The following is a 21,575-nucleotide window of genomic DNA, read 5'->3' on the forward strand; positions in this document are numbered from 1 at the left end:
CCCGGCAGCCCACCGCGCAACCCAGGCTCAGAAGTACGGACTGTCGGGGAGGGCGCTGCCGGGCAGGTCCGACATGTACTTCATCCCGCGCGTCGCGTGGATCGCCCCGTCCTCGGCGATGAGCGCCCCCTCCAGCCCCTTCGTGCTCTCGAGGAGGGCGAGGCCCTTCTCCACACCGAGGAGGAAGGCCGCGCTCGCGAAGCGCCCGGCGGTGTCGGCCGATCCCGCGACGACGGTGGCGGACGCCACGCCCCGCGCGGGCCAGCCGGTCCTCGCATCGAGGATGTGGTGGTAGCGCGTTCCGTCCTTCACGAAGCTCCGCTCGTAGTCCCCGGAGGTTGCGACGCCGGCTCCGGCCATCGGGCGGACGGAGAACCGGATGCGGCGCGGGTCGCGCGGGTCGCGCACCCCGATCTTCCAGGGGTGGCGGTCGAGCCGCCGCCCGACGGTCCGCACGTCGCCGGAGAAGTTCACGACGGCGGCGCAGATTCCCTGCTCCAGAAGGATGCGTGCGACCCGGTCGGCCGCGTACTCCTTCCCGATGCCGCCGAGGTCCAGCTCCATCCCCTCTCTCCGGAGGAAGACGGTCCCGTCCCGTCGCGAGACCAGGGAAGCGTCGACGAGGGGACGGAGGGCGTCGACCTCTTCGCGCGAAGGGACCCGGCCGCTCCGGAAGTCCCAGGCGCCGCGCAGGACGCCGACCGTCGGGTCGAACCGGCCTTCGGTCCGCGCAGAGAGGTCGAGGGCCGCCGCCACGAGGGCGTCCGTCTCCTCGTCGACGGCCACGGGCGTCCGGCCGGCGTTGCGGTTGATCTCGGAGAGGACGCTCCCGTCGCGGTAACGCGAGAACTTCCGCTCGATCCGGAGCGCCTCTCCCTCCGCGAGCCGGGCGATGCGCGCGGCGTTCGCGCGCCCCCGTGCATCGACGAACTCGACGACCGCGCGTCCGCCCATCAGGGAAAAACACGTTTCGTAGTGGGCGAGGGCGTCCACTGCGGTCAGAACTTGAAGCTCAACCCGGCCGTGACGGTGAGGGTCGTCATGTCGGCGGCCGAGACCTTCGTGTCCCCCACGCCGCCGGGGGTGGAGGTCGCGGGTGTCACCCGGTCGCGCCCTTCCTGGATCTGGTAGGTGCCGCCGAGATTGACCCAGAGCGCATCGTTCACCCGGTAGGACCCCGTCAGGCCGCCGAGGAGGCTTCCGAGCGGCGAGAGGCGCGAGTCGGCCGACATGTACGTCTCCGGGACGGGGAAGAGGCTCCCGTAGAACGACGCGCCGGTCTGCGTGTAGAGCCTCACGCGGGGGGAGACGATCCACCGCGAGCCGAGCTTCTGGTCATAGGTGACGTCGAGCGTGTGCGCCTCGACCGACCAGTCGTCGCGGTAGTAGCGGTAGCTCGCCTTCACGGCCCCGTTCCAGAGGAAATAGTGACCGTACTTGGCGAAGAGGGCGAAGCGCTGCCGGCTGTCGGGGCGCATCTCGGGAACCGTCACGTTGTCGTCGATCGTCCCGATGGGGACGACCTTGTACGGGTCGTCGAGGTAGCCCGACTGGAGCATCAGCGAGGCGGAGACGTCGAGGAGGTCCCTCTCGCCGAGGACCCAGGTCCAGCCGAGGGCGAAGCCGTTCGTGTCCTTCGTGAAGCGATCGTCGTTCGTCACGGGGGTGACGACGTCGCGCGAGATCGAGGCGCCGTAGTGGAGCGTGCCGCGCCCGCCGGCCATCGTCCAGGAGTCGGAGAGGCCGAGGCTCTTTGCCTCGTAGTCGTTCTCCTTCGAGAAGGAGACGTCGATCGAGGGCATGTGCGCACCGAACTTGCGGCGGTAGGCGAGCGAGCCGGAGGCGCGGGAGTCGTCGTACTCGGCCTGCGGGAAGTTCTTCGTCGTGCTCGTCCATCCGGAGGCGGAGGTCGTCTGGTCGGCCGAGGGGTAGCCGCCCGTGGGAGATGCACCGGAGATCGTGTCGTACCCGAGCTGGACGTCGAGCTCGCCGTTGCCGAGCCCGAGATCCGGCTTGTAGAAGATGACCGGGTTGAGGACCTGGTTGCGCCCGTCCGACTCCTTGTAGAAGAGGAACCGGGCATCGAGTGTCGACTGACCGGCCGCCTCGCGGGCCGCGAGCGCGCCGAAGCCGGCGGCGACGCAGGAGAGATTGCGGAGCGGCCGGCGGGCGCGACGTTCCCTCCGGCGGGAAGCGCGGTCAGTTGCAGCCACAGCCGCCTCCCGAGGCGCCGCCGTCTCCGGCCGCCGCCTCCTTGCTCGAGTGGATGTGCTCCTTCAGGAGCTTCGTGAGCGGGTCGCCGTCGAGCTGCATGAGCGGATCGGCGAGCCAGCCTCTCCTCCACGCCTTCACCTTGCCGCCCGTCCTGCCGCCCGTCCTGCCGCTCGCCTCGACGCTCGCCGGAACGCGCACGCCGGTCCCGGCGCCGACGTCTCCACCGGCGAGGAGGGCGGCGACGGCGGTCTCGATCTTCGCGTGGACCTTCGGGTCGCCCCCCTCGAAGCGCGCCGCGATGCGACCCTCGCGGTCGATGAGGAACGTCGTCGGCATGGCCACGACGCCGAACGCTTCGCCGGCGCGTCCGGTGGCGTCGACGACGACCGGGAAGCGGACCGGCACCGCCTCGAGGAACGCGGCGATCGCCTTCTCCCTCTCCTCGAGCGTCAGGCCGACGACGGTAAGACCCTGCGACGCGTACTTTGCGTGCAGGGAGTCGAGGAAGGGAAAGCTCGCCCGGCAGGGCACGCACCACGGCGCCCAGAAGTCGAGAAGGACGACCCGGCCCTTCAAAGCCGAAAGCGCGAACGGCTCGCCGCTTCGGGTCCGGGCCGAAACCTCGGGCGCGGGCGAAGCGGCAGATGCCGGTTTCGATGCGGTGAGGACCGCGGAAAGGCAGAGCGGGAGAAGCCATCGCGTCATCTTCTGAACCTCGTGCACGCCGACCGCAACGTCGATACCAGGAACCCTCGGGACAGCGCCGATTCCGAACGGATTCCGAACGGGGCGGCCGTCAGCGGATCTCGACGCTCGCGCGCAGCGGAATGCGCGCGGGAGGGAAGCACTGCTCGTCGGTGCAGGCCTGGTAGGAGACCTCGCCCGAGAGCGCGACCGGCCCGCGTGAGTCGGGCGGCGCGAGCAGCTCCGCCTCGAACCTTACGACCCCTGCATAGACACTGAGGGGCTTGTCAGAGAAGGCGAACCGCTTCAGCTCCCCTTCCGGGTACTTCACGCGGAGTCGCTGGCCCGAAGAGGTCGTCAGCGTGACGTCGGTCGGGACGAGGAACTCCTCGAGCGGCGTGTGGCCGTTGACGTGCCACTTCGGCCCGAGCCGCAGCTCGACGAACACGGGACCCTTCTCCCCCGGAGAGAGCCGCCCGTCGACGATCCTTGCGGTGACGTCCGGCCGCTCGGCGAGGAGGGAAGCCGGGGCAACGGCGAGGGTCGCCAACATCACCAGGACCGTGCGAGCGGTCACGAAAGAGCTCTCGGTCCTCGTCGGGCTCGTCATGGGGCTTCTTCTCCTCGTGCGCGGCGCGCCCGGGCGGCACGCCGGGCCTGAGAGGCCCGGGCGCCGCCGGCGCGACCATGGGGGAAGAAGCCGAACGGACTCCGAACGGCGTGCCCGGTCCGGGCGGAGCGTCAGATCCTCAGACCTCTCCTTCCAGCATCGCCCGGAAGTACGACTGCGGGTGCGCGCAGACCGAGCAGACCTTCGGCGCCTCCAGCCCCTTCTCGATGTGCCCGCAGTTCGTGCAGTACCAGTAGACCTCTTTCCCCTTCTTGAACACGGTCCCGGACTTCAGCTCCTCGAGGCACTTTCGGAAGCGCATCTCGTGGTGCTTCTCGACCTCGGCGAGCTGCGTGAAGAAGCGGGCGACGGGGACGAACCCCTCCTCCTCGGCCTCCTTCGCCATCCTCACGTACATGTCGGTCCACTCCATGTTCTCGCCCGCGATGCACGTCTCGAGGTTCGCGTCGGTCGCGGCGAGCATGTCGAGGTACTTGAACATCCGATTGGCGTGCTCCTTCTCCTCGTTCGCCGTCGTCTCGAAGACGTTCGCGATCTCGAGCAGCCCGGCCTTGCGCGCCTCGCCCGCGAAGAAGGTGTACTTGTTGCGGGCCATCGACTCGCCCGCAAAGGCCTCCTTCAGGTTCTTCTCGGTCTTCGTTCCTGCCATCTTTCCGGCCATCGCTCTCTCCTTCGGGCCCGCGACTCGTCGCCGTCACCGGCGCCGTCGCCGGGCCAACGGGCTAGGTTAGCGCGGCCGGGACGGGCCGGCAGAACGGTGATTCCACTCACCCTCATCTCCTGCAACGTTGTCGCAAGATCGGTCCGTTCAAGGAGGTGCCGAATGTCCCGGAGCCAGGGAGTTCCCGCCGTTCTCGTGGCATCGCTGGGGCTGGGCGTCGTCCTCGGTGCCTGCGGGACGCAGAAGTCGCCCACGGAGCCGTCCGATGTCCCTGACCCGACAGCGACCTTCGCGCGTGTCCAGGCGGAGGTGTTCACCCCGTCCTGCGCCCTCTCGGGCTGCCACGCCGGGCCGAACCCGCAGCAGGGCCAGGACCTGAGCGCGGGCCGGGCCTACTCGCAGATCGTCAACGTCCGCTCCGCGGAGTCGTCCCGCCTGCGCATCGCGCCGGGCGACCCGGACGCGTCCTACCTGATTTCCAAGGTGAAGGGGGACGCCACGATCACGGGGAACCGGATGCCGCCCGGAAGCGCGCTGTCGCCGGACGAGGTGCAGCTCCTCGTCGACTGGGTTCGGCGCGGGGCCCCGAACGACTGAGGCCGCCATGATGAAGACGACGACGATCGCCCCTTTCGCCCTCGCTCTGACCCTCGTCGCGGCGTTCCCACTCGCCGCCGAGGACCCCCCTCCCGACTTCGACCCGGGCTACGGCGACCGGTTCCTCCAGACGGCCTCGCCTCTCGTCAACGACCAGGGTCTCCTCCAGGCCCTCTTCACGCACCGGTTCAACCAGCCGGTGAACGAGGCCGGCGGGAACAACCTCTTCGGCCTCGACTCCGGCGCCAACATCGGCCTCGGGCTGAGCTGGGTCCCCGTCGACCGCCTCGCGGTCGAGGCCTACCGCGCCTCGTCCGGCGGCGACTACGAGTTCGCGCTGAAGTACACGTTCCTGAAGCCGACGCGGGAGCTCCCGCTCGCCGTGGGGCTCAGGGCCGGTATGAACTGGCTCACGAAATACGAACTCGACGAGAAGGTCGGAGGTTTCGGGCAGGCCCTCATCGCCTACACCTTCGCCGAGAAGCTCACGGTCGCAGCGGCCCCGACGTACGTCTCGAACACGCCGCTCTTCACGGATGTCTGGAACGTCCCGCTCATGGCCCAGCTGAGGCTGGGGAAGGGCTTCCTGGCGACAGGGGAGTACGTCTTCGCCAACGACGATCTCCCCGACTCCGTCGGCCAGTGGTCTTTCGCCCTCGAGAAGAGCGTCTGGCGGCACCGCTTCGCCGTCTGGGTCGGGAACTCGGCGGCCACCACCGTCGACCAGATCATGGCAGCCGACTACGGCGGCGGTGTCACCGACTCGAACCTCCGGCTCGGCTTCAACATCGTCCGCCAGTTCGAGATCGGCAAGAAGCCGTGACCAGAAGGAGCTGCGGAACCACCGCGCGGGGAGACCCGGGGACGGTGACGTGACCGGAACGCCGTTCACGACGGAGGAGGTCGAGGCGCTCCTCGGCGACGCCGGGGTCGCGCTTCTCGCGGAGGCGTGCGTCCGTTCGATCGCACTTGGCGACGTGACGCCCCTGCGGGAAGCCCTTCCGGCGAGCGCGGGGAAAGGCTCGGATGCGCCGCCTCTGCGCAAGGCCGCGTTCGCCGCGGCGATCCAGGGCCTCTCTCCGCGCCTCGCCCGGCTTCCGGATGCGGCGGGGCTCCCCGGCCCGCTCGCCGGGCACCTCGCCCTCGAGGCGGTGCGGTGCGCGGAGAGGGGCCACCGGATCGTCGAGCGCCTCGCGGAGGTCCTCTCTCTCCTGTGGGCCGAGGGAATCGACGTGGTTCCCCTCAAGGGGGCGGCGCTTCTCCTCCGCGGCGAGGCGGCCCCGAGCCTGCGGCCCATGGGGGACCTCGACCTGCTCATCGCCGACCCCGCCCGGGTTCCCGACGCCGCGGCGATCCTCGCGCGCCGCACCCCGTATCGCCCCCTCCTCGACACGCCCCGCCACCTCGTCCTTGCCGAGGAGGACGAGCGCGTTCCCTCCCCGGCGGGCGAGCACCCCGGCAATCCCCTCCGGATCGAGCTCCACCGCTCGTTCCGCCTGCCGGTCCTCGGCGTCGTCCTCGACGCGACCCGGGAGCTCACGGCCGACGCGGTCGAAGTGCCGGTCGGCTTCCGCGTCCCGTCCGAGGCCGCGATGCTCCGCCATCTCTGGCACCACGCCGCGGAAGACTTTGCTGCGAAGGGGCTGCGCGGCATCCAGGCGGTCGACTTCCTCGACCGGGCGCGCGCGGGCGGGCCTCTCTGCGCAGACGCTCCCGCGCCGGACGCGCACGCGGCCGCGCCGCTCCTCTACGCCGCGGACGGCCTCGAGCGCCTCTTCCCGGGGACCTTCGAGGCGGCCTCCCTCGCGCGCCTCGCGGCCCGCGTGCCGGCGCACCTGCGGGCACGAGCCGCCACGCTTCCCGTTCTCCGCCATGCGCGGCCGGCGCGCGGCTTCTCGCGGGTCGCCCTGTCCCTCGCGCCGGGCCGGAGCGAGCGGGCGCGCCTCCTCTTCAGGAGCGCCTTCCCGACGCTCGGCGAGGTGAAGGCGAACGTGGCGCCGGAAGCGGAGGGCTTCGCGCTGAAGCTCGCCTGGCTCAAGGTCCTGGCGCGCCGGGCGGGCGGCTTCGTCCACTGAACCCGGGTTCGGGTCGCGCGACGCGGTTGTAGAGGTCCTCGAACCGGGCGGCCGTCCGGTCCGCGTCGTTCTCCCGTGCCCAGCGGAGCGCGGCGTCTCCCAGCCTCCGGCGTCGCGGCTCGTCCGAAACGAGCGCGACGATCGCGCGGGCGAGCGCGCCGGCATCCCCGACCGGGACGGCGACCGAGCGGATGCCGTCCCCCTCCGCGACGTGGCCGACCGCGGTTCCGACCGTCGGCACACCGCAGGCCGCGGCCTCGACGAGCGCGACGGGACCTGCCTCGTGGCGGGAGGAGACGACGAGGAGGTCGGCTCTGGCGAGCAGCGGGCGCACCTCGTCCGTAGGCAGCCAGCCGTGGAACGTCACGGAGCCGGCGAGGCCGAGCCGCACCGCGAGGTCCTGCATCTCGCCGCCCAGCGTGTCCTCCCCCACGACGTCGAGCCTCAGGGCCGGGTCGCTCTGGAGGGCGATCGCGAAGGAGCGCAGAAGCGTCGCCTGGTCCTTGACGCGGTTGAGGCTCCCGACGTGGAGGAGCCGCACCGGCTCACCCGCGGCGCGGGGCGCGCGCGGAACGAAGCCCGCGGACTCGACGCCGAGCGGAACGAGCTCGGCCGTGAACCCTGCCTCCCGCGCGGACCGGACGATCGGGGCGCTCGCGGCGGTGATCGCGGCCGAGCGTTGGAGCGCGAGGCGGACCTTCACCCGTTCCCTGAGGAAAAGACCGCACCCGTAGCCGATCTCGGGGACCGCCGCCAGCTCTCCCCCGGCGAGCGAGACCACGACGGGTGTGAGGGCCGGCGCGGCGGCCTGCGCGAGGAAGCCGCAGGGGCTCGCCCAGAAGGCGTGGAGCACATCGAACGGACCGTGCCGGCGGATCGTGCGGCCGAGGTGCCACGCCCGGGCGGCGATGCCGATGCCGGGGAGAGCGGCGCGGGCGGCCCGGCCGAGGTCGACGACCTTCGCGCCGAGAAGCGGCCACTCCCCGGAATGCTCCTCCTGCCCGAGGGTGAAGACGACGACCGCGTGTCGCGACGCGAGCCTCTCGACCAGCCAGAGCAGCGCGGGAATGACCCGTTCCCGTCCGCTCCGGTCGAAGCCGCCGGGGACGACGAGGCCGATCCTCACGGCGGGGCCGCGCTTAGCGGCCGAAGGCGGAAAGAGCCGACGGGCCCGGGCCGGACCGGGCCGCCAGCTCGAGCGACCCGGCTTCGCGCCAGAGCGCATCCAGCCGGCGCCGACGGGTTTCCGCCAGGTCCCCTTCGGCGGACGCCGCGACGGCCTCGTCGTGAAGCAGGTCCCGGACGTGCCGGTAGAAGGGCCCCGTGTACGTCCCCTCGAAGAGCATCGCCAGCTCGTCGCTGTCGTTCCAGTGGGTCTTGTCCCCGAGCTGGCCGCGAACGCGCTCGTAGAAGACCGTTCCCGGCAGGGGGTAGGCGACCGACACGCCGACGTCGTCCGGCCGCTCCTCGCGAATGAGGTCCCGCGTCGCGAGAATCTCGGCCCACTCCTCGCCAGGGTATCCGAGCTGGAGAAACCACGACGCGCGGATGCCGTGCGCCTTCAGAAGGCGGGTCGCGTCGCGTACCTGGGTGATCGTCGTCCCCTTGTCCATCGCGTCGAGGATCTTCTGCGCTCCTGACTCGACCCCCATCCAGACCTCCTCCGCGCCGGCACGTCGGAGTGCCTCGACGGCCGAGGGAGTCATCAGGTCGACCCGGGACTGCATCGTGAACGGAATCACGGCGTCGCGTTCGGCGAGAGCGTCGGCGAAGCGCTCGATCCAGCGGTGAGAGAGGCCGAAGATGTCGTCGGCAAACCAGACGTGGTCGGGACCGACGGCTTCCTTGAGCCGCGCCATCTCCTCCGCGACGTTCCCGGGGCTGCGCTGGGCGTAGCGGATGCCGTAGAGCGGCTTGGCGCACCAGTTACAGCGGTAAGGACAGCCCCGCGTCGTCACGACGTTCCACGAGAGGCGCCCGTGCGCCCCCGTCCACGCGGTCCGGTACTTCCCCTGGTCGACGAGGTCCCAGGCCGGGAACGGCAGGGCGTCGAGGTCGTGGACGAACGGTCGTGGAGCCGTCTTCGCCGCGGGCGCGAACGCGCCGACGGCCCGCGCCGGGAGCGCGAGGCCAGGGACGTCCGAGAGGTCGGCGAGCGCGTCGTGCTCCCACCGCTCGACCACCTCGAGGAACGTCCTGTCGGTCTCCCCGAGGATCACGGCATCGGCGCCGGCGCTGATGTAGAGATCGGGTGCGTCGGCGGCGTCGGAGCCGTTGACGGCGACGAGGGCCCCGGCGTTCTTCGCATCCCGGATCATCCGGAGCGAGGCCTCGCGCCGCCGTGTCGTGCACATCTTCGTGAGGAAGTTGAAGTTGTCCTCCAGCATCCCGACGATCGCGGGCCGCGTCGCAGAGACGACCGTGGCGAACTCGTCCTCTCCGGCGGAGAGCATCGCGTCGAAGAGCGCAACTTCCTTGCCGGCCTTCCGGAGGACGGAGGCCGTGATGAGGGTCGCGAGCGGCGGGTACGGTTTCATCTTCCGCACCTGCTTCGCGTCGTGCGCCAGGAAGTAGGGCTGCGCCAGGAGGACCGGTGTTCTTCTCATCGCGGGTTGCGATCGAGTATAGGAATCCGGCCGGCCCGACCGGCATGCCGGGACTGTGAGGTAGCTTACGGGCGCGACGCTTTCCGGGCCGGATCCGGCCCCGGAAATGGAGCCCGGCGCCGCTCGCCGTGGCATCGTGCGATATGGCGACAGGTTTCTTCGGCGTACCCGGTGACGCGATTCGGCTCGCATCGAACGACGAGCGGGTCTTTCGTCTCGCCGGGAAGCTGTGGGAGCGGACCCGCCCGGAAAGCCTGTCTCGGGACGCGATCGACATCCGGGTCACCGTCCGGCCGGGTGGCCATCCGGGGCCGGCACCGGAGAAGCGCCTCGTCTGGCAGCACGGCGCGGACGAGTACTGCGCATCGGTCGAGGGCTTTCTCGAGACGCGCATCGGACTGAGGACTGGACGGGTCGATGCGGAGGTTACGAGCGGGCTTCTCGATGAAGCGCCCTCCTTTGCGGCCCGCACGCTCCTGGAGGCTCCCGCCGCCGTCCTCCTGTCGCGTCGCGGTTTCACGGTCCTCCACGCCGGGGCGGTCGTTGGGTCGGGCGGCGCCGTCGTCGTGCGCGGGGCATCGGGGGCGGGGAAGTCGACGCTCGTCGCCGCGGCCTGGCGGGCGGGGTTCGGGATCCTGGCCGACGAGAGCCTCCTCGTCTCTCGCGAGAACGCGGACCTCCTGGCGGCCTCCGTGCGCGACCTGACCCTCCTCCCCGATTCGGAGCGCCTCCTCTGCCTCGACGGCGCGACCGAGGACGCCTTCACCGGGGGCGAGGACAAGCGGCGGGTCGACCTGTTCCGCGAGTCCGCGCCGGGCCGGCGCGTCGCCCGCAGGGCGGCCACCCTCCTCCTCGGACCGCGATCCCCGGGTCCTGCGCGTCTCGTGACCCTGGGGGGCGAGGAGTTCGTCGCCGCGTTTCGCAGCGGGGAGATCCCGCAGGAGCGGTTCGGGGGCGATCCCGACGCGGTCGCCGCGGCGTGGGCGGGGCAGCGATCCTGGCAGCTCGACGGGGCCGACGACCTCGCGGGCGCGGTCGCGATCCTCGAGGGGCTCACCGCGTGAGCTCGAACGCGTCCGCCCGTCCGGAGCCCGCGCTGCCGCCCGCGGTCCTCGCGTTCGACGCGATGGCGGCGCGATTCGACGAGCGCTTCGGGCCGTGGAAGAGCGTGGCCGCGCAAAGGGCCGCGGTGAGGCGGGAGCTTCTCGCGTCGTTCCCGGCGGGCTCCTCGCTCCTCGAGCTGGGAGGAGGGACGGGAGAGGACGCCCTCTACCTCGCGGAACGCGATTACCGCGTCTGCCTGACCGACGGAGCGCCGGCGATGGTCGAGCGCGCCCGGGCGAAGGTCGAGCGCGCGGGAGCCGGGGACCGCGTGGCGGTGGAGCGCGTCGCCCTCGAGGAGCTCGGCGCCTTCGCGGACTCCCGCGAGAGCTCCGCCGCACCCCTCTTCGAAGGGGGGTACTCGAATTTCGCCGCCTTCAACTGCGTGGAGGAGCTGCGAGAGCCTGCCCGGGCCCTGGCACGGCTCCTGGCGCCGCGGGCGCCGCTCCTCCTCGTCGTGTTCGGACCCTTCAGCCCGGGAGAGATGGTGGTGCTCGCCGCGCGCGGGGACGTCCGCGGCGCTTTCCGCCGGCTCTCGCGCTGCGGCGTGCCGGCGAAGGTCGGCGGACACGCGTTCCGGGTGGCTTACCCGTCGCCCGCCGCGTTCTCCCGCGCCTTCGAACCCTGGTTCACCCTCCGGCGCACGGTCGGGATCGGCGTCTTCGTTCCCCCCAGCTCCGCCGAGCCCTGGATCTCGCGCCACCCGCACCTCCTCGCGCTCCTCGAGCGTCTCGACCGTCTCGCCGGCAGGCCGCTCGCGCTTCTCGGCGACCACGTCCTCGTCGCCCTCGAACGGACGGGAGAGCCGATATGAGCGCGTCCAGGCTGGGACGCTTCGGCGAGGCCTACGCCCGGGTCCGGGAGATCGAGGGGAGGGGGAGCGGCGGGGAGGAGGAGCTCCTCGCCCTGCCGTATCTCGCGAGCGGCCCGCTGGCGAAGCAGTGGGGGGTACGCGCGCGGACTTTCGACGCCTTCACGTCCCGCGTCCTCGCCCCGCTCGAGCGGCAGAGGGCCAGGTCCCTTCGCGTCCTCGACCTCGGGGCCGGGAACGGCTGGCTCTCGGCGCGCCTGACCCGGCGCGGACACGCCGCGGTGGCCGTCGACCTCAGGACCGACGCGATCGACGGCCTCGGGGCGGCGGCCCCGTTCCGGCGGACCCTGCCGCGCATGTTCGCCCGCGTGGCGGCGTCCTTCGCCGGACTTCCCTTCAAGGACCGTCGTTTCGACCTCGCCCTCTTCGACGCGTCGCTCCACTATGCCGAGGACCTCCACGCCACCCTCGCCGAGGCGGTGCGAACCGTTGCCGCGGGCGGGCGCGTCGCGATCCTCGATTCCCCCTTCTACGGGCGCGCCGCCCTCGGCGAACAGATGGCCGCCGAAAAGAGGCGCGCGATCAGGACGCAGCACGCGGATCTCGCCGACGCCCTCCTCTCGATCCCGTCGATCGAGTACCTCACCCGCGAGCGCCTCGACGGCGCGGCGGCCCCTCTCGGCCTCGCCTTCCGCAGGCACCGCGTCCTCTACCCCCTCTGGTACGAAGCCCGCCCGGCCCTCGCCTTTCTCCGAAGGCAGAGGCACCCGTCCCGGTTCGACCTCTGGGAGGCGGAAGTCCCGTGATCCTCCTCGTCAATCCCCGCGTCACGAAGCCGCGAAACCGACGCTTCCCGCTCTCGGTGATGTCGGTCGGCGCGGCGCTTCCCGTCGGAGTCTCGTGGGAGATCCTGGACGGCAACCTCCCGGACGTCGACGTGTCCCGCGCGGTGAGCGAGCGGGTCGAGCGCGGGAGGGCCGGAGGGGACCCCGTGACGGCCATCGCGCTGACGGTGATGCCGGGCCCGCAGCTCGTCTCGGCCGTCCACCTGACCCGTGGGCTCCGTCAGGCGTTTCCCGAGGTCGCCATCGTCTGGGGAGGCTATTTTCCGACGCTCTATCCCGAGCCGGTCCTCCGGTCGGAAGACGTCGACTACGTCGTCCGCGGCCAGGGGGAGCAGACCTTCGTCGAGCTTCTCGAGGTCCTCGAAGGGAAGCGGGAGCCCGCGTCCGTTGCCGGACTCGGCTGGAAGGAGAACGGCGCGCCGCGGGTGAATGCCGAGCGTCCGTGGCTCGGCCCCGACACTTTCCCGACCCCGCCGTACGACCGGATCGACGTGAACGAGTACCTCCACCCGACCTTTCTCGGACGGCGCAACGGCGTCTACCAGTCTTCCATCGGCTGCGCATACTCCTGCAACTTCTGCGGCGTCATCTCCGCATACGGGAGCCTCCAGAAGTTCGAGAGCCCGGCTCGGACGGAAGCGAACCTGGCCTTCCTCGTCGAACGCCACGGGATGGACGCGCTCCACTTCTACGACAACAACTTCTTTGCGAGAGAGGCGCGGGCCGAAGAGCTGTGCGGAAGGATCACGCGGCTGAACCTGCGCTGGTGGTGCGAGGCGCGCATCGACGCCCTCCTCGGCTACTCGGAGCGGACGTGGGAGACGATCCGCCGCTCGGGCCTCGCGATGGCCTTCTTCGGCGCGGAATCGGGCTCCGACGAGCGCCTCAGGAAGATGTCGAAGAACCTCACGACCGAGCAGACGCGCGCCCTCGCGGCACGGATGCGCGGCTCCGGAATCGTCCCCGAGTACTCCTTCGTCCTCGGCGACCCGGACGATCCTGAGGACGACATCGCGACGACGCTCGACTTCATCAGGGAGCTGAAAGGGATCAACCCCGAGCTGGAGGTGATCCTCTACTTCTACACGCCGACGCCGCAGCGGCGCGGGACGTACGGAGGCGTCGACGCGGTCTCGACGACCCCCGCGACCCTCGAGGAGTGGCTCGAGCCCGAGTGGGTGGACTGGATGACCCACGAGAACCCGCGCGTCCCGTGGCTCTCGGGGGCGCTGAAGGCGAGGGTCGACGGATTCGAGACCGTCCTGAGGAGCCGCTTCCCGTCGCTCCAGGACGAGAAGACGGCCCGCTGGGGGAAGGTGCTCGGCCGGATCCTCTCCCGCCGCCGCTGGGAAACGGGCGATTTCGACGACCCGCGCCTCCTGCGCGGCGTGAGGCGCCTCGCGCGCCGGGCTCCACCCGACCGCCAGGAGTACGGCCACCTCAGGCCGCCCGTGGAGGGACGGGGATGAGCGCTGCGGCCGGCATTCCCCTGCCGCCTGGCGAGGCGTACCGCCTCTGGGCCGCCTCGTACGACGGCGAGAACGTCCTTTCGGCGTTCGACGAGCAGGCCGTCGAAGCCCTCACGGCCCCTCTCGAAGGGCTCTCGCTCCTGGATGCCGCGTGCGGCACGGCGCGCCGTCTTCGTTTCCCTGAGGGCACCGGGCCGCGCATCGCCGTCGGGGTCGACCTCGTCCTCGAGATGCTCCGCTGCGCCCGCGGCGAGCCTTCGCGGTCGCGACGGCTCGCCGCCGGCGACCTTCGCGCGCTCCCGCTTGCCGCTGGCGCCTTCGACGTCGTCTGGTGCCGGCTCGCCGCAGGGCACCTCCGGCTTCTGGCGCCCCTCTACACCGAGCTTGCGCGCGTAACGCGACCGGGCGGCGCCGTGATCCTCACGGACTTTCACGCGGAAGCCGCGCGCCGCGGTCACGTCCGGAGCTTCCGCGACGCATCGGGCGTGCAGCACCTCGTCGAGCACACCGTCCACGAGATCGACGCCCACGTGGAGGCGGCCGTCGCGTCGGGGCTGGCCGTCGAGAGGCGCCTCGAACCGGCCGTCGGGCCCGAGGTCCGGCGGCTCTACGAGAAATCCGGCCGCCTCGATCGCTACGAGAGGGACCGGGGCCTCCCACTCCTCGCGGCCTTCCGCTACCGGATGAGGGAGGGGCCATGACGCGCCTCGCCCCGCGGCCGCTCCCCGGAGGGGACGCGCACGGCGGCCCGCTTCCTCTGCCGGACCCCCTCTCGCACCTCCCCATCCTCATCCTCTTCCCGCACAACCGCTGCAACTGCCGCTGCCTCATGTGCGACATCTGGAAGGAACGCCGGACCCTGGAGATCGGTGCCGGCGAGGTCGCGCGCTGGCGGGAGGAGTGGCGGCAGCTCGGCGTCGAACGGGTCGTCCTGAGCGGGGGCGAGGCGCTCATGCACTCCGACCTCTTCTCCCTCTGCGCTCTTCTGCGGGAAGCGGGAATCGGCATCACGCTCCTGAGCTCCGGCCTGCTCCTGGCCAGGCACGCGGAGAAGATCGCCGAGTACGTCGACGACCTCGTCGTGAGCCTCGACGGCCCGCGGGACCTGCACGATGCGATCCGGAACGTCCCGAGGGCCTTCGACCGCCTCGCCGAGGGGGTCCGCGCCGTGCGCGCGGCAGGCCCGGCCGGAACGGTGACCGCCCGCTGCACCGTCCAGCGCCGCAACGCCCTCCGCCTGCGGGACACCGTGGCCGCAGCCCGCGACCTGGACCTCGACCGGATCAGCTTCCTCGCCGTCGACCTCTCTTCAACCGCATTCAACCGTCCGGAAGGGGAGGGGGCGACGCCGCGCGCCGAGCTGGCCCTTGCGAGAGAGGAGCTTCCCCTCCTCGCGGAAGAGATCGACGCGCTCGAACGCGACTGCGCGGCGGAGCTCGCATCGGGATTCGTAGCCGAGAGCGCCGCCAGGCTCCGCACGCGTCTCCTCGCCTACTTCACGGCGATCGCCGGCGACGGCCCTTTCCCGGGGAACCGCTGCAACGCCCCGTGGGTCTCGAGCGTCGTGGAGGCCGACGGCACCGTCCGCCCCTGCTTCTTTCATCCGGCGATCGGCAACCTCCGCGAGGCCGGGAGCCTCGGCGCCGTCCTCGGCTCGCCCGAGGCGCGTGCCTTCCGGGCCTCGCTCGACGTGGCAGCGGACCCGGTCTGCCAGCGCTGCGTCTGCTCGCTGGCGCTTCGATGAGGTCACCGGCCCCGGTCCCCGCCTCGATCCGGGCGAGGATCGTCGAGGAAGGGCTCGCGTCGGAGAGGACGCTCCTCCTCGCGGACGGGCTCGTCGTCGAGTGCATCGCCGCGGGCGTCCCGCGATACGCGGTCGACCTCCCGGGCCATCTCGTCTTCCCGGCTCTCGTCAACGCTCACGACCACCTCCAGCTCAACGCGTTCGCGCGCCCCGAGGGAATCGGCCCGAAGGCGAACAGCTACGACTGGATCGACGCGTTCCGTCCGCGGCTCGACGAGCCGGCGGTGAAGGCGGTGCGGAGGATCCCCTCCGCCACCCGCGCGTGGCACGGCGGACTGAAGAACCTCCTCTCCGGAACGCTCCTCGTCGCGCACCACGACCCGTGGGAGGAGGTCTTCGACGCCCCGGATTTCCCCGTCGACGTTCTCCGCGCCTTCGGCTGGAGCCACTCGCTCGGCCTCGCCGGCCATTACGGGCCGGCCGTCGCCGAGAGCCTCGCCGCGACGCCTCCGGCCGATCCCTGGTTCATCCACCTCGCCGAAGGCGTCGACGCCGTCGCCGCCACGGAGCTGTCGCGTCTCGAGGAGCTGGGTGCGTTCGGGCCGAACGGCGTCTTCGTCCACGGCCTCGGCCTCGGGCCCGCCGACGTCGCCCGCGTCGTCGAGCGAGGCGCGGGCGTCGTCTGGTGTCCGTCGAGCAACCTCTTCATGTTCGGCCGGACGCTCGACCCGGCCCTCCTCGCCACGAACGGGGCGCTCGCGCTCGGCACCGACTCCCGCCTCACGGGAGCCTTCGATCTCCTCTCGGAGCTGCGCACGGCCGCAGCGAACGGCGCGCTCTCTCCGCTCGCGGTCCTCCGCCTCGCCACCTCCGGCGCCGCGAGGCTTCTGCGGGTCCCGGGCGCCGGAGGCCTCGCGCCGTCGCAGCGCGCCGACCTCGTCGTCCTCCGCGACCCGGGCGGCGACCCGTCGGCGGCGCTCCTTTCCGCGAGTCGGGCCGATCTGCGCGCCGTCATCCGGCGTGGCGCTCCCGTTCTGGCCGACCCCGATTTCGCCGGGTGGTTCGAGGCTGCGGGGGTCCCGGTGGTCGCCATCCGTCTCGACGGTCACCCCAAGCTCTGTGCCGCCTCGGCCCTCCGGCTCCGCGAGGCCGTCGTGCTCGAGCCGGGGCTCGTCGTCGAGAGCCCCGGCTCCACGTCGTGACCGGCGTCCGGCCCGACGTGGCGCGCCGCGGGTAACATCCCCACCCGATGAGATCCCCCCAGACCCGAGGCCTCCCAGACCGCCGTGCGAGACAGCTCCTGTCGAAGACGAGACTCCACCGGAGCGTCCCCGCCCGCATAGATGTCCTGTCGGAGCTCCTCCTCGGGTCCCCCTACGAGGCGAACGGTCTCGTCGGCTCCGCGGACACGCCCGAGGCTTTCACCGCCTCTCTCGAGGGCTTCGACTGCGTGACGTACGTCGAGACGGTCCTCGCGCTGGCCCGCGCGTCCGACCCGGACGGGTTCGCCGGGGAGCTGCGCCGTGTCCGGTACGACGGCGGGCAGGTCGAGTGGGCGCGCCGGAACCACTACATGACGGACTGGGTCCGCCGGAACGCGAAGGCCGGAGTCGTAAGGCCCGTCTCCGCGGGTGCGCTCGCCACGCGGAAGGAAAGGCTCCTGAACGTCCTGCCGGGGCTCCCGGCCCGCAGGGCGCGGTTCGCCTGCGTACCGAAGGCAAAGCTCTCCTCCTTCGAGCCGCGGCTGAAGAACGGCGACATCCTCCTTTTCGCCTCGACGAAGGCGGGGCTCGACGTCTTCCACTGCGGGCTCCTCGTCCGGAAGGAGGGGAGCTGGAAGCTGAGGCACGCGTCGCGGAGCGCCGGGCGCGTCGTCGAGGGAGAGCTGGCCGCGTTCCTTCGCGCGAACCGGATGGCGGGCGTGATCGCCGTGCGGCCGCTCGAGGAGAGCGCGGCGAAAGGCAGGCCGTGAACGTCCTCCACCCGATGCCCGCCTCTTCCGACGGCCTCGCGGACCTTCTTTCCGCCGCCGGTTCCGACATCCTTTTCCTCGCCGATCCGCGTGTCACGGTGGCTCCCGGACCGAGGCTCTTCGAGCGGATGGCGCAGGTCCTCGAGGGCACCGGCGCGGGCTGGGTCTACTCGGACGCCGTGGGCCACCCGCGCATCGACTACCACCCCGGGAGCCTGCGCGACACCTTCGACTTCGGACCGGTCGTCGCGGTCTCCGTGCCGGCCGCGCGCGAGGCGGGAGTCGAACCGGGCCTGAAGTGGGGCGCCCTCTACGACCTCCGGCTCCGCCTCTCGGAGCGGCGGCCCGTCGTGAGGATCCCCGAGCCGCTCTACGCGGCGAGCCCCGCGGAGACGCGGCCGTCGAGCGAAGCCCAGTTCGACTACGTCGACCCGAGGAACCGGGACTACCAGCTGGACATGGAGCGCCTCGCCACGGAGCACCTCCGCCGGATCGGTGCGCTCCTGCCGCCCCGCTTCGCGGCGGTGCCACGGCCGGACGGGCCGTTCCCCGTCGAGGCCAGCGTCGTCATCCCGGTCCGCAACCGCGAGCGGACGATCCTCGACGCCGTCGGCAGCGCGCTCTCGCAGCAGGCGCCGTTCCCCTTCAACGTCCTCGTCGTCGACAACCACTCCACCGACGGGACGACGGAGATGCTCCGGGGCGTCCGCGACCCGCGGCTCGTCCACGTCGTCCCGGAGCGCCGCGACCTCGGCATCGGCGGCTGCTGGGACGAGGCGGTCTTCCACCCCCGCTGCGGCCGCACCGCCGTCCAGCTCGATTCCGACGACCTCTACCTCGACGAGAACGTCCTCTCGCGGATCGTCGGGGAGCTCGATCGCGGTCCGTACGCGATGGTCGTCGCGTCGTACACCATGGTCGACTTCGCGCTGAACGAGATCCCGCCCGGCCTCGTCGACCACCGCGAGTGGACGCGCGAGAACGGCCGGAACAACGCCCTGCGCGTGAACGGCTTCGGCGCGCCGCGCGCCTTCGACACCGCGGTCCTCAGGCGCGTCGGCTTCCCGAACGTCAGCTACGGCGAGGACTACGCCGTCGCCCTCCGGATGAGCCGCGAGTACGAGATCGGCCGCATCACCGAGTCGGTCTACCTCTGCCGCAGGTGGGAGGGCAACTCCGACAGCGCGCTGCCGCTCGAGACGCAGAACCGCTACGACGCCTACAAGGACTGGCTCCGGACCGTGGAGATCGCCGCACGGCAGAGAGCGCTGGGAGCCCGGCCCTGAAGGTCGACCTCACCCGGGACGTCGACGGGCTCTTCCGGCGGCAGCTCGAGGAGTGGCCGCTCCTGCAGAAGGGCGTGGCCGGACTCGCCGACGCCCTCACGCGTCCCCTCGTCGCGGACGGGTCCGAAGTCTTTCTGCGCCACATCCCCCACCGCGTCGCGAGCACGACCGCGGCGGTGGACCGCGCGTCGATCGCGAAGCGCCCCTGCTTTCTCTGCGCCGCGAACCTTCCGCCGGAGCAGCGGGGCCTTCCGTGGGGCGACGACTTCACGTTCCTCTGCAACCCGTTCCCAATCCTCGAGCGGCACCTCACCGTCGTCCACCGCGAGCACCGCCCGCAGCAGATCGAGGGTCAGGTCGGGACGATGCTCGACCTCGCGGCGGCGCTTCCCGGCACCTTCGTCGTCTACAACGGCCCGCAGTGCGGGGCCTCGGCGCCCGACCACCTGCACCTGCAGGCCGGCTCGCGGGACGGCCTTCCGATCGTGAGGGAGGCGGCCGGCACGGCAGGACCGGCGCTCGAGGCCCGCGGGATACGGGCCCTGCTCTTTCGCGGCCCGGACCGGTCGCGCGTCCTCGGCGATACGGAACGGGCGCTCGCGGTCCTCGCCTCCGTGACGGGCGGGGGGCCCGAGCCGATGTGCAACGTCGCGGTCTGGGCTGAGCCGGCGTCCGGCTTCTCGCTGGTCCTCTTCCCGCGGGGCAAGCACCGGCCCGACGCCTTCCATACCGGCGAGCTGGCGGTGAGCCCGGCCTCGATCGACATGTCGGGGATCCTCGTGGCGCCCTTCCCGAGAGACTTCGAGCGCCTCTCGGGCGAGGACGTGGCGGCCGTCTACCGCGAGGTGACGATTCCGGAGGCGCCGTTCCGGGACGTCCTGGCCCGGCTCGAGGCTTCTCGATGAACGTCGCCGTCGGTCTCGTGGAGGGCCTCCCTTCGGTCGAGGTGGAGCTGCTCGGGGAGTTCACCGACCCGGCGGGGGTCCGCATCACGCCGGGGCGTCGCCGCTTCGCGGCGGAGACGACCCTGACACCCGCCGATCCGGATGCGGCGGCGTTTGCTCTGGACGAGGTGACGATCGGCATCGGCTTCCACTGGGAGCGGAAGGAGCGGCAGGTCTTCCGCGGCGCGTTCCGCGTCCTGAGGCGACCCGCGGGGCTGACGGTCGTCAACGACGTGCCGCTCGAGGAGTACGTTGCGAGCGTCATCTCCTCGGAGATGAGCGCGACGTGCCCCGTCGAGCTCCTGAAGGCCCACGCCGTCATCTCGCGCAGCTGGCTGAAGGGACCGGCCGCGGCCGGCGTCGCTGGGTGCGGCCCCGAGCAGCCGGGCGAGATCCGCCGCTGGTACGGCCGCGAGGCGCACCCCGATTTCGAGGTCTGTGCCGACGACCACTGCCAGCGCTACCAGGGAATCACGAAGGCGGTCTCGCCTGCCGTCGCCCACGCCGTCCGCGCCACCGCGGGCGAGATGCTCTTCTTCGGCGGGGCGATCTGCGACACCCGCTTCTCCAAGTGCTGCGGCGGCCGGACGGAGCGCTACGACACCGCGTGGGACGACCAGGAGGTCCCCTACCTCGTGTCGTTCCCCGACGGCCTGACGGCGCCCGCCCCGCGTGACCTCGAGCAGTTCATCCGTTCCAGCCCGACGGCGTTCTGCAACACGGCGGACGCCACGCTCCTCGCCCGCATCCTCCCGGGCTTCGACCAGGAGACGCGCGATTTCTTCCGCTGGACCGTCGCGTACGCCCCGGACGAGCTGGGCGCGCTCGTGGCCGCGCGCCTCGGCGTCGACCTCGGGCCGATCGTGGCGCTCGAGCCGCTCGCGCGCGGCCCGTCGGGGCGGATCTTCCGCCTCCGCATCACGGGCGAGCGCGGAACGCTCGTCGTCGGCAAGGAGCTCGAGATCCGCCGGGCCCTCTCCCGCTCGCACCTCTACAGCTCGGCGTTCGTCGTGGATCGGGATGCGTCCGGCCGCTTCGTCCTGACCGGCGCCGGATGGGGGCACGGCGTCGGCCTCTGCCAGATCGGGGCGGCGGTGATGGCAGAGAGTGGCCTCGCCTACGGGGAGATCCTCGCGCACTACTACCCGGGGACGACGGTCCGGCGTATGGCCTGACCGTCTCCCCGGGGAGCGCGGAGCGCGGGATTACTGGACGCCTTCGCGGAGAGCCTTGTCGAGGTCTTCCCAGTTCTTCCGGAGGAACTTCTCCTCGTCCTTCGTCAGGATGCGGAAGGGCACGTGCACCTCGCTCGTCGCGAACTTCGTCACGAGCCAGTGCTGCCCGGTCTGGATGCCGCCCGGCACCTTGAAGAAGAGGCGGCCGAGGCAGGCCCGGTTGTCCGTCAGGTCGACCTGGTCGAACGCCGGGGGAGCCCCCGGCCTGCCGAGGTCGGAGAAGAAGAGGAGGGCGCAGGCCTTGTTCACCTCGGGCGGGAAGTAGTTCAGGTTGTCGCGGGTGACCTGGGCCCGCTTGGTCAGGGCGGGGAGGTAGAGCGCCGCGGCGTACTCCTTCTGCGTGGCGAGCGGGATCATCTTGCCGTCGGGCGTCTTGAGCGAGATCGCCTCGCGCTTCAGGTCGTACGACTTCACGCCGTCACGGACGGTGAAGCCCGCGTCGAGCAGCATCCACTCGTCCCCGGCCGAGGCGTTCGCGACGCGGTACCCGAGGGTCACGAAGCCCTCGTTGTTGTAGGCGACGCGGACGAACTCGCCCTGGAGCGAGAAGATCTGCGCCACGGGGGCCACGGGGGCCTTCACGTCGGAGATGGACGTGGGCGCCTGGGCGACCGCGGCAGCCGGTGCGAGGCAGGCCGCAAGGGCCAGCAGGGAAAGACAGACGATCGGTGCGATGCGCTTCATGGGAAAGGTCCCTCCT

The 21,575-nt window shown here is 71.6% G+C and carries 22 protein-coding genes; 14 read left to right on the forward strand and 8 right to left on the reverse strand.

Going from position 1 to position 21,575, the window contains the following annotated elements:
* Nucleotides 1-27: 27 nt before the first annotated feature.
* From IPN03_09330 to IPN03_09350, 5 genes are all read right to left on the reverse strand, one after another.
* A complete protein-coding gene (locus IPN03_09330; GenBank protein MBK9373914.1) occupies nucleotides 28-993 on the reverse strand; it encodes an FAD:protein FMN transferase in 966 nt (321 codons plus the stop codon).
* A gap of 5 nt (nucleotides 994-998) precedes the next feature.
* Nucleotides 999-2,213: a DUF3570 domain-containing protein gene (locus IPN03_09335; protein ID MBK9373915.1), complete on the reverse strand. Its 1,215-nt coding sequence runs from the start codon at nucleotides 2,211-2,213 to the stop codon at nucleotides 999-1,001.
* Complete coding sequence (locus IPN03_09340) at nucleotides 2,200-2,919, reverse strand: redoxin family protein (protein ID MBK9373916.1); 720 nt, start codon at nucleotides 2,917-2,919, stop codon at nucleotides 2,200-2,202. The genes IPN03_09335 and IPN03_09340 overlap by 14 nt, the downstream gene beginning before the upstream one ends.
* A gap of 91 nt (nucleotides 2,920-3,010) precedes the next feature.
* Nucleotides 3,011-3,508, reverse strand: a complete 498-nt coding sequence (locus tag IPN03_09345; protein MBK9373917.1) for a hypothetical protein — start codon at nucleotides 3,506-3,508, stop codon at nucleotides 3,011-3,013.
* Nucleotides 3,509-3,647: 139 nt separating this feature from the next.
* Nucleotides 3,648-4,190: a rubrerythrin family protein gene (locus IPN03_09350; protein ID MBK9373918.1), complete on the reverse strand. Its 543-nt coding sequence runs from the start codon at nucleotides 4,188-4,190 to the stop codon at nucleotides 3,648-3,650.
* Nucleotides 4,191-4,352: 162 nt separating this feature from the next.
* On the opposite strand from IPN03_09350, the gene IPN03_09355 reads away from it, so the two are divergent.
* The 3 genes from IPN03_09355 to IPN03_09365 are packed head-to-tail and all read left to right on the forward strand — an operon-like array spanning nucleotide 4,353 to nucleotide 6,862.
* Nucleotides 4,353-4,787, forward strand: coding sequence for a hypothetical protein (locus IPN03_09355; GenBank protein ID MBK9373919.1), 435 nt, complete (start codon nucleotides 4,353-4,355; stop codon nucleotides 4,785-4,787).
* A gap of 10 nt (nucleotides 4,788-4,797) precedes the next feature.
* Nucleotides 4,798-5,610 carry a hypothetical protein gene (locus IPN03_09360; GenBank protein MBK9373920.1) on the forward strand — a complete coding sequence of 271 codons (813 nt, stop codon included), beginning with the start codon at nucleotides 4,798-4,800 and terminating at the stop codon, nucleotides 5,608-5,610.
* A gap of 49 nt (nucleotides 5,611-5,659) precedes the next feature.
* Nucleotides 5,660-6,862: a nucleotidyltransferase family protein gene (locus IPN03_09365; GenBank protein ID MBK9373921.1), complete on the forward strand. Its 1,203-nt coding sequence runs from the start codon at nucleotides 5,660-5,662 to the stop codon at nucleotides 6,860-6,862.
* Here the strand turns inward: IPN03_09365 and IPN03_09370 are convergent.
* Nucleotides 6,822-7,988 carry a glycosyltransferase family 4 protein gene (locus IPN03_09370; protein ID MBK9373922.1) on the reverse strand — a complete coding sequence of 389 codons (1,167 nt, stop codon included), beginning with the start codon at nucleotides 7,986-7,988 and terminating at the stop codon, nucleotides 6,822-6,824. The genes IPN03_09365 and IPN03_09370 overlap by 41 nt on opposite strands.
* A 13-nt stretch (nucleotides 7,989-8,001) precedes the next feature.
* Nucleotides 8,002-9,468, reverse strand: coding sequence for a B12-binding domain-containing radical SAM protein (locus IPN03_09375; protein ID MBK9373923.1), 1,467 nt, complete (start codon nucleotides 9,466-9,468; stop codon nucleotides 8,002-8,004).
* A 143-nt stretch (nucleotides 9,469-9,611) separates the two neighbouring features.
* Here IPN03_09375 and IPN03_09380 point away from each other — a divergent pair, with 143 nt between their 5' ends.
* From IPN03_09380 to IPN03_09430, 11 genes are all read left to right on the forward strand, one after another.
* Nucleotides 9,612-10,532, forward strand: coding sequence for a hypothetical protein (locus IPN03_09380; protein ID MBK9373924.1), 921 nt, complete (start codon nucleotides 9,612-9,614; stop codon nucleotides 10,530-10,532).
* Nucleotides 10,529-11,383, forward strand: a complete 855-nt coding sequence (locus IPN03_09385) for a class I SAM-dependent methyltransferase (GenBank protein ID MBK9373925.1) — start codon at nucleotides 10,529-10,531, stop codon at nucleotides 11,381-11,383. Before IPN03_09380 ends, IPN03_09385 begins: the two co-directional genes overlap by 4 nt.
* Nucleotides 11,380-12,186, forward strand: a complete 807-nt coding sequence (locus IPN03_09390; GenBank protein ID MBK9373926.1) for a class I SAM-dependent methyltransferase — start codon at nucleotides 11,380-11,382, stop codon at nucleotides 12,184-12,186. Before IPN03_09385 ends, IPN03_09390 begins: the two co-directional genes overlap by 4 nt.
* Nucleotides 12,183-13,694 carry a B12-binding domain-containing radical SAM protein gene (locus tag IPN03_09395; protein MBK9373927.1) on the forward strand — a complete coding sequence of 504 codons (1,512 nt, stop codon included), beginning with the start codon at nucleotides 12,183-12,185 and terminating at the stop codon, nucleotides 13,692-13,694. Before IPN03_09390 ends, IPN03_09395 begins: the two co-directional genes overlap by 4 nt.
* Nucleotides 13,691-14,395, forward strand: coding sequence for a class I SAM-dependent methyltransferase (locus IPN03_09400; protein MBK9373928.1), 705 nt, complete (start codon nucleotides 13,691-13,693; stop codon nucleotides 14,393-14,395). Before IPN03_09395 ends, IPN03_09400 begins: the two co-directional genes overlap by 4 nt.
* Entirely contained in the window at nucleotides 14,392-15,438 is a 1,047-nt protein-coding gene (locus IPN03_09405; protein ID MBK9373929.1) for a radical SAM protein, read from the forward strand. Before IPN03_09400 ends, IPN03_09405 begins: the two co-directional genes overlap by 4 nt.
* The gene (locus IPN03_09410; protein MBK9373930.1) at nucleotides 15,435-16,640 is read left to right on the forward strand and encodes an amidohydrolase family protein; all 1,206 of its coding nucleotides are present in this window, start codon (nucleotides 15,435-15,437) and stop codon (nucleotides 16,638-16,640) included. Before IPN03_09405 ends, IPN03_09410 begins: the two co-directional genes overlap by 4 nt.
* Nucleotides 16,641-16,687: 47 nt before the next feature.
* Nucleotides 16,688-17,410 carry a DUF1460 domain-containing protein gene (locus IPN03_09415; protein MBK9373931.1) on the forward strand — a complete coding sequence of 241 codons (723 nt, stop codon included), beginning with the start codon at nucleotides 16,688-16,690 and terminating at the stop codon, nucleotides 17,408-17,410.
* Complete coding sequence (locus IPN03_09420; GenBank protein ID MBK9373932.1) at nucleotides 17,407-18,696, forward strand: glycosyltransferase family 2 protein; 1,290 nt, start codon at nucleotides 17,407-17,409, stop codon at nucleotides 18,694-18,696. Before IPN03_09415 ends, IPN03_09420 begins: the two co-directional genes overlap by 4 nt.
* A gap of 74 nt (nucleotides 18,697-18,770) precedes the next feature.
* Nucleotides 18,771-19,601 (forward strand): DUF4922 domain-containing protein, encoded by an 831-nt coding sequence (locus IPN03_09425; protein MBK9373933.1) that lies wholly within the window; start codon nucleotides 18,771-18,773, stop codon nucleotides 19,599-19,601.
* Nucleotides 19,598-20,815 (forward strand): SpoIID/LytB domain-containing protein, encoded by a 1,218-nt coding sequence (locus IPN03_09430; GenBank protein MBK9373934.1) that lies wholly within the window; start codon nucleotides 19,598-19,600, stop codon nucleotides 20,813-20,815. Before IPN03_09425 ends, IPN03_09430 begins: the two co-directional genes overlap by 4 nt.
* A 30-nt stretch (nucleotides 20,816-20,845) precedes the next feature.
* Here the strand turns inward: IPN03_09430 and IPN03_09435 are convergent, their stop codons facing one another.
* Complete coding sequence (locus IPN03_09435; protein MBK9373935.1) at nucleotides 20,846-21,559, reverse strand: hypothetical protein; 714 nt, start codon at nucleotides 21,557-21,559, stop codon at nucleotides 20,846-20,848.
* Between the last annotated feature and the right edge of the window lie 16 nt (nucleotides 21,560-21,575).

This window comes from Holophagales bacterium (assembly GCA_016719485.1).
GTDB lineage: Bacteria > Acidobacteriota > Thermoanaerobaculia > UBA5066 > UBA5066 > UBA5066.

Bases quoted from the DNA above. Each gene is read 5' to 3' on its own strand.
- IPN03_09340 (MBK9373916.1), bottom strand. From the start codon at position 2,919: ATGACGCGATGGCTTCTCCCGCTCTGCCTTTCCGCGGTCCTCACCGCA.
- IPN03_09345 (MBK9373917.1), bottom strand. From the start codon at position 3,508: ATGACGAGCCCGACGAGGACCGAGAGCTCTTTCGTGACCGCTCGCACG.
- IPN03_09350 (MBK9373918.1), bottom strand. From the start codon at position 4,190: ATGGCCGGAAAGATGGCAGGAACGAAGACCGAGAAGAACCTGAAGGAG.
- IPN03_09355 (MBK9373919.1), top strand. From the start codon at position 4,353: ATGTCCCGGAGCCAGGGAGTTCCCGCCGTTCTCGTGGCATCGCTGGGG.
- IPN03_09360 (MBK9373920.1), top strand. From the start codon at position 4,798: ATGAAGACGACGACGATCGCCCCTTTCGCCCTCGCTCTGACCCTCGTC.
- IPN03_09375 (MBK9373923.1), bottom strand. From the start codon at position 9,468: ATGAGAAGAACACCGGTCCTCCTGGCGCAGCCCTACTTCCTGGCGCAC.
- IPN03_09380 (MBK9373924.1), top strand. From the start codon at position 9,612: ATGGCGACAGGTTTCTTCGGCGTACCCGGTGACGCGATTCGGCTCGCA.
- IPN03_09390 (MBK9373926.1), top strand. From the start codon at position 11,380: ATGAGCGCGTCCAGGCTGGGACGCTTCGGCGAGGCCTACGCCCGGGTC.
- IPN03_09400 (MBK9373928.1), top strand. From the start codon at position 13,691: ATGAGCGCTGCGGCCGGCATTCCCCTGCCGCCTGGCGAGGCGTACCGC.
- IPN03_09405 (MBK9373929.1), top strand. From the start codon at position 14,392: ATGACGCGCCTCGCCCCGCGGCCGCTCCCCGGAGGGGACGCGCACGGC.
- IPN03_09410 (MBK9373930.1), top strand. From the start codon at position 15,435: ATGAGGTCACCGGCCCCGGTCCCCGCCTCGATCCGGGCGAGGATCGTC.
- IPN03_09415 (MBK9373931.1), top strand. From the start codon at position 16,688: ATGAGATCCCCCCAGACCCGAGGCCTCCCAGACCGCCGTGCGAGACAG.
- IPN03_09430 (MBK9373934.1), top strand. From the start codon at position 19,598: ATGAACGTCGCCGTCGGTCTCGTGGAGGGCCTCCCTTCGGTCGAGGTG.
- IPN03_09435 (MBK9373935.1), bottom strand. From the start codon at position 21,559: ATGAAGCGCATCGCACCGATCGTCTGTCTTTCCCTGCTGGCCCTTGCG.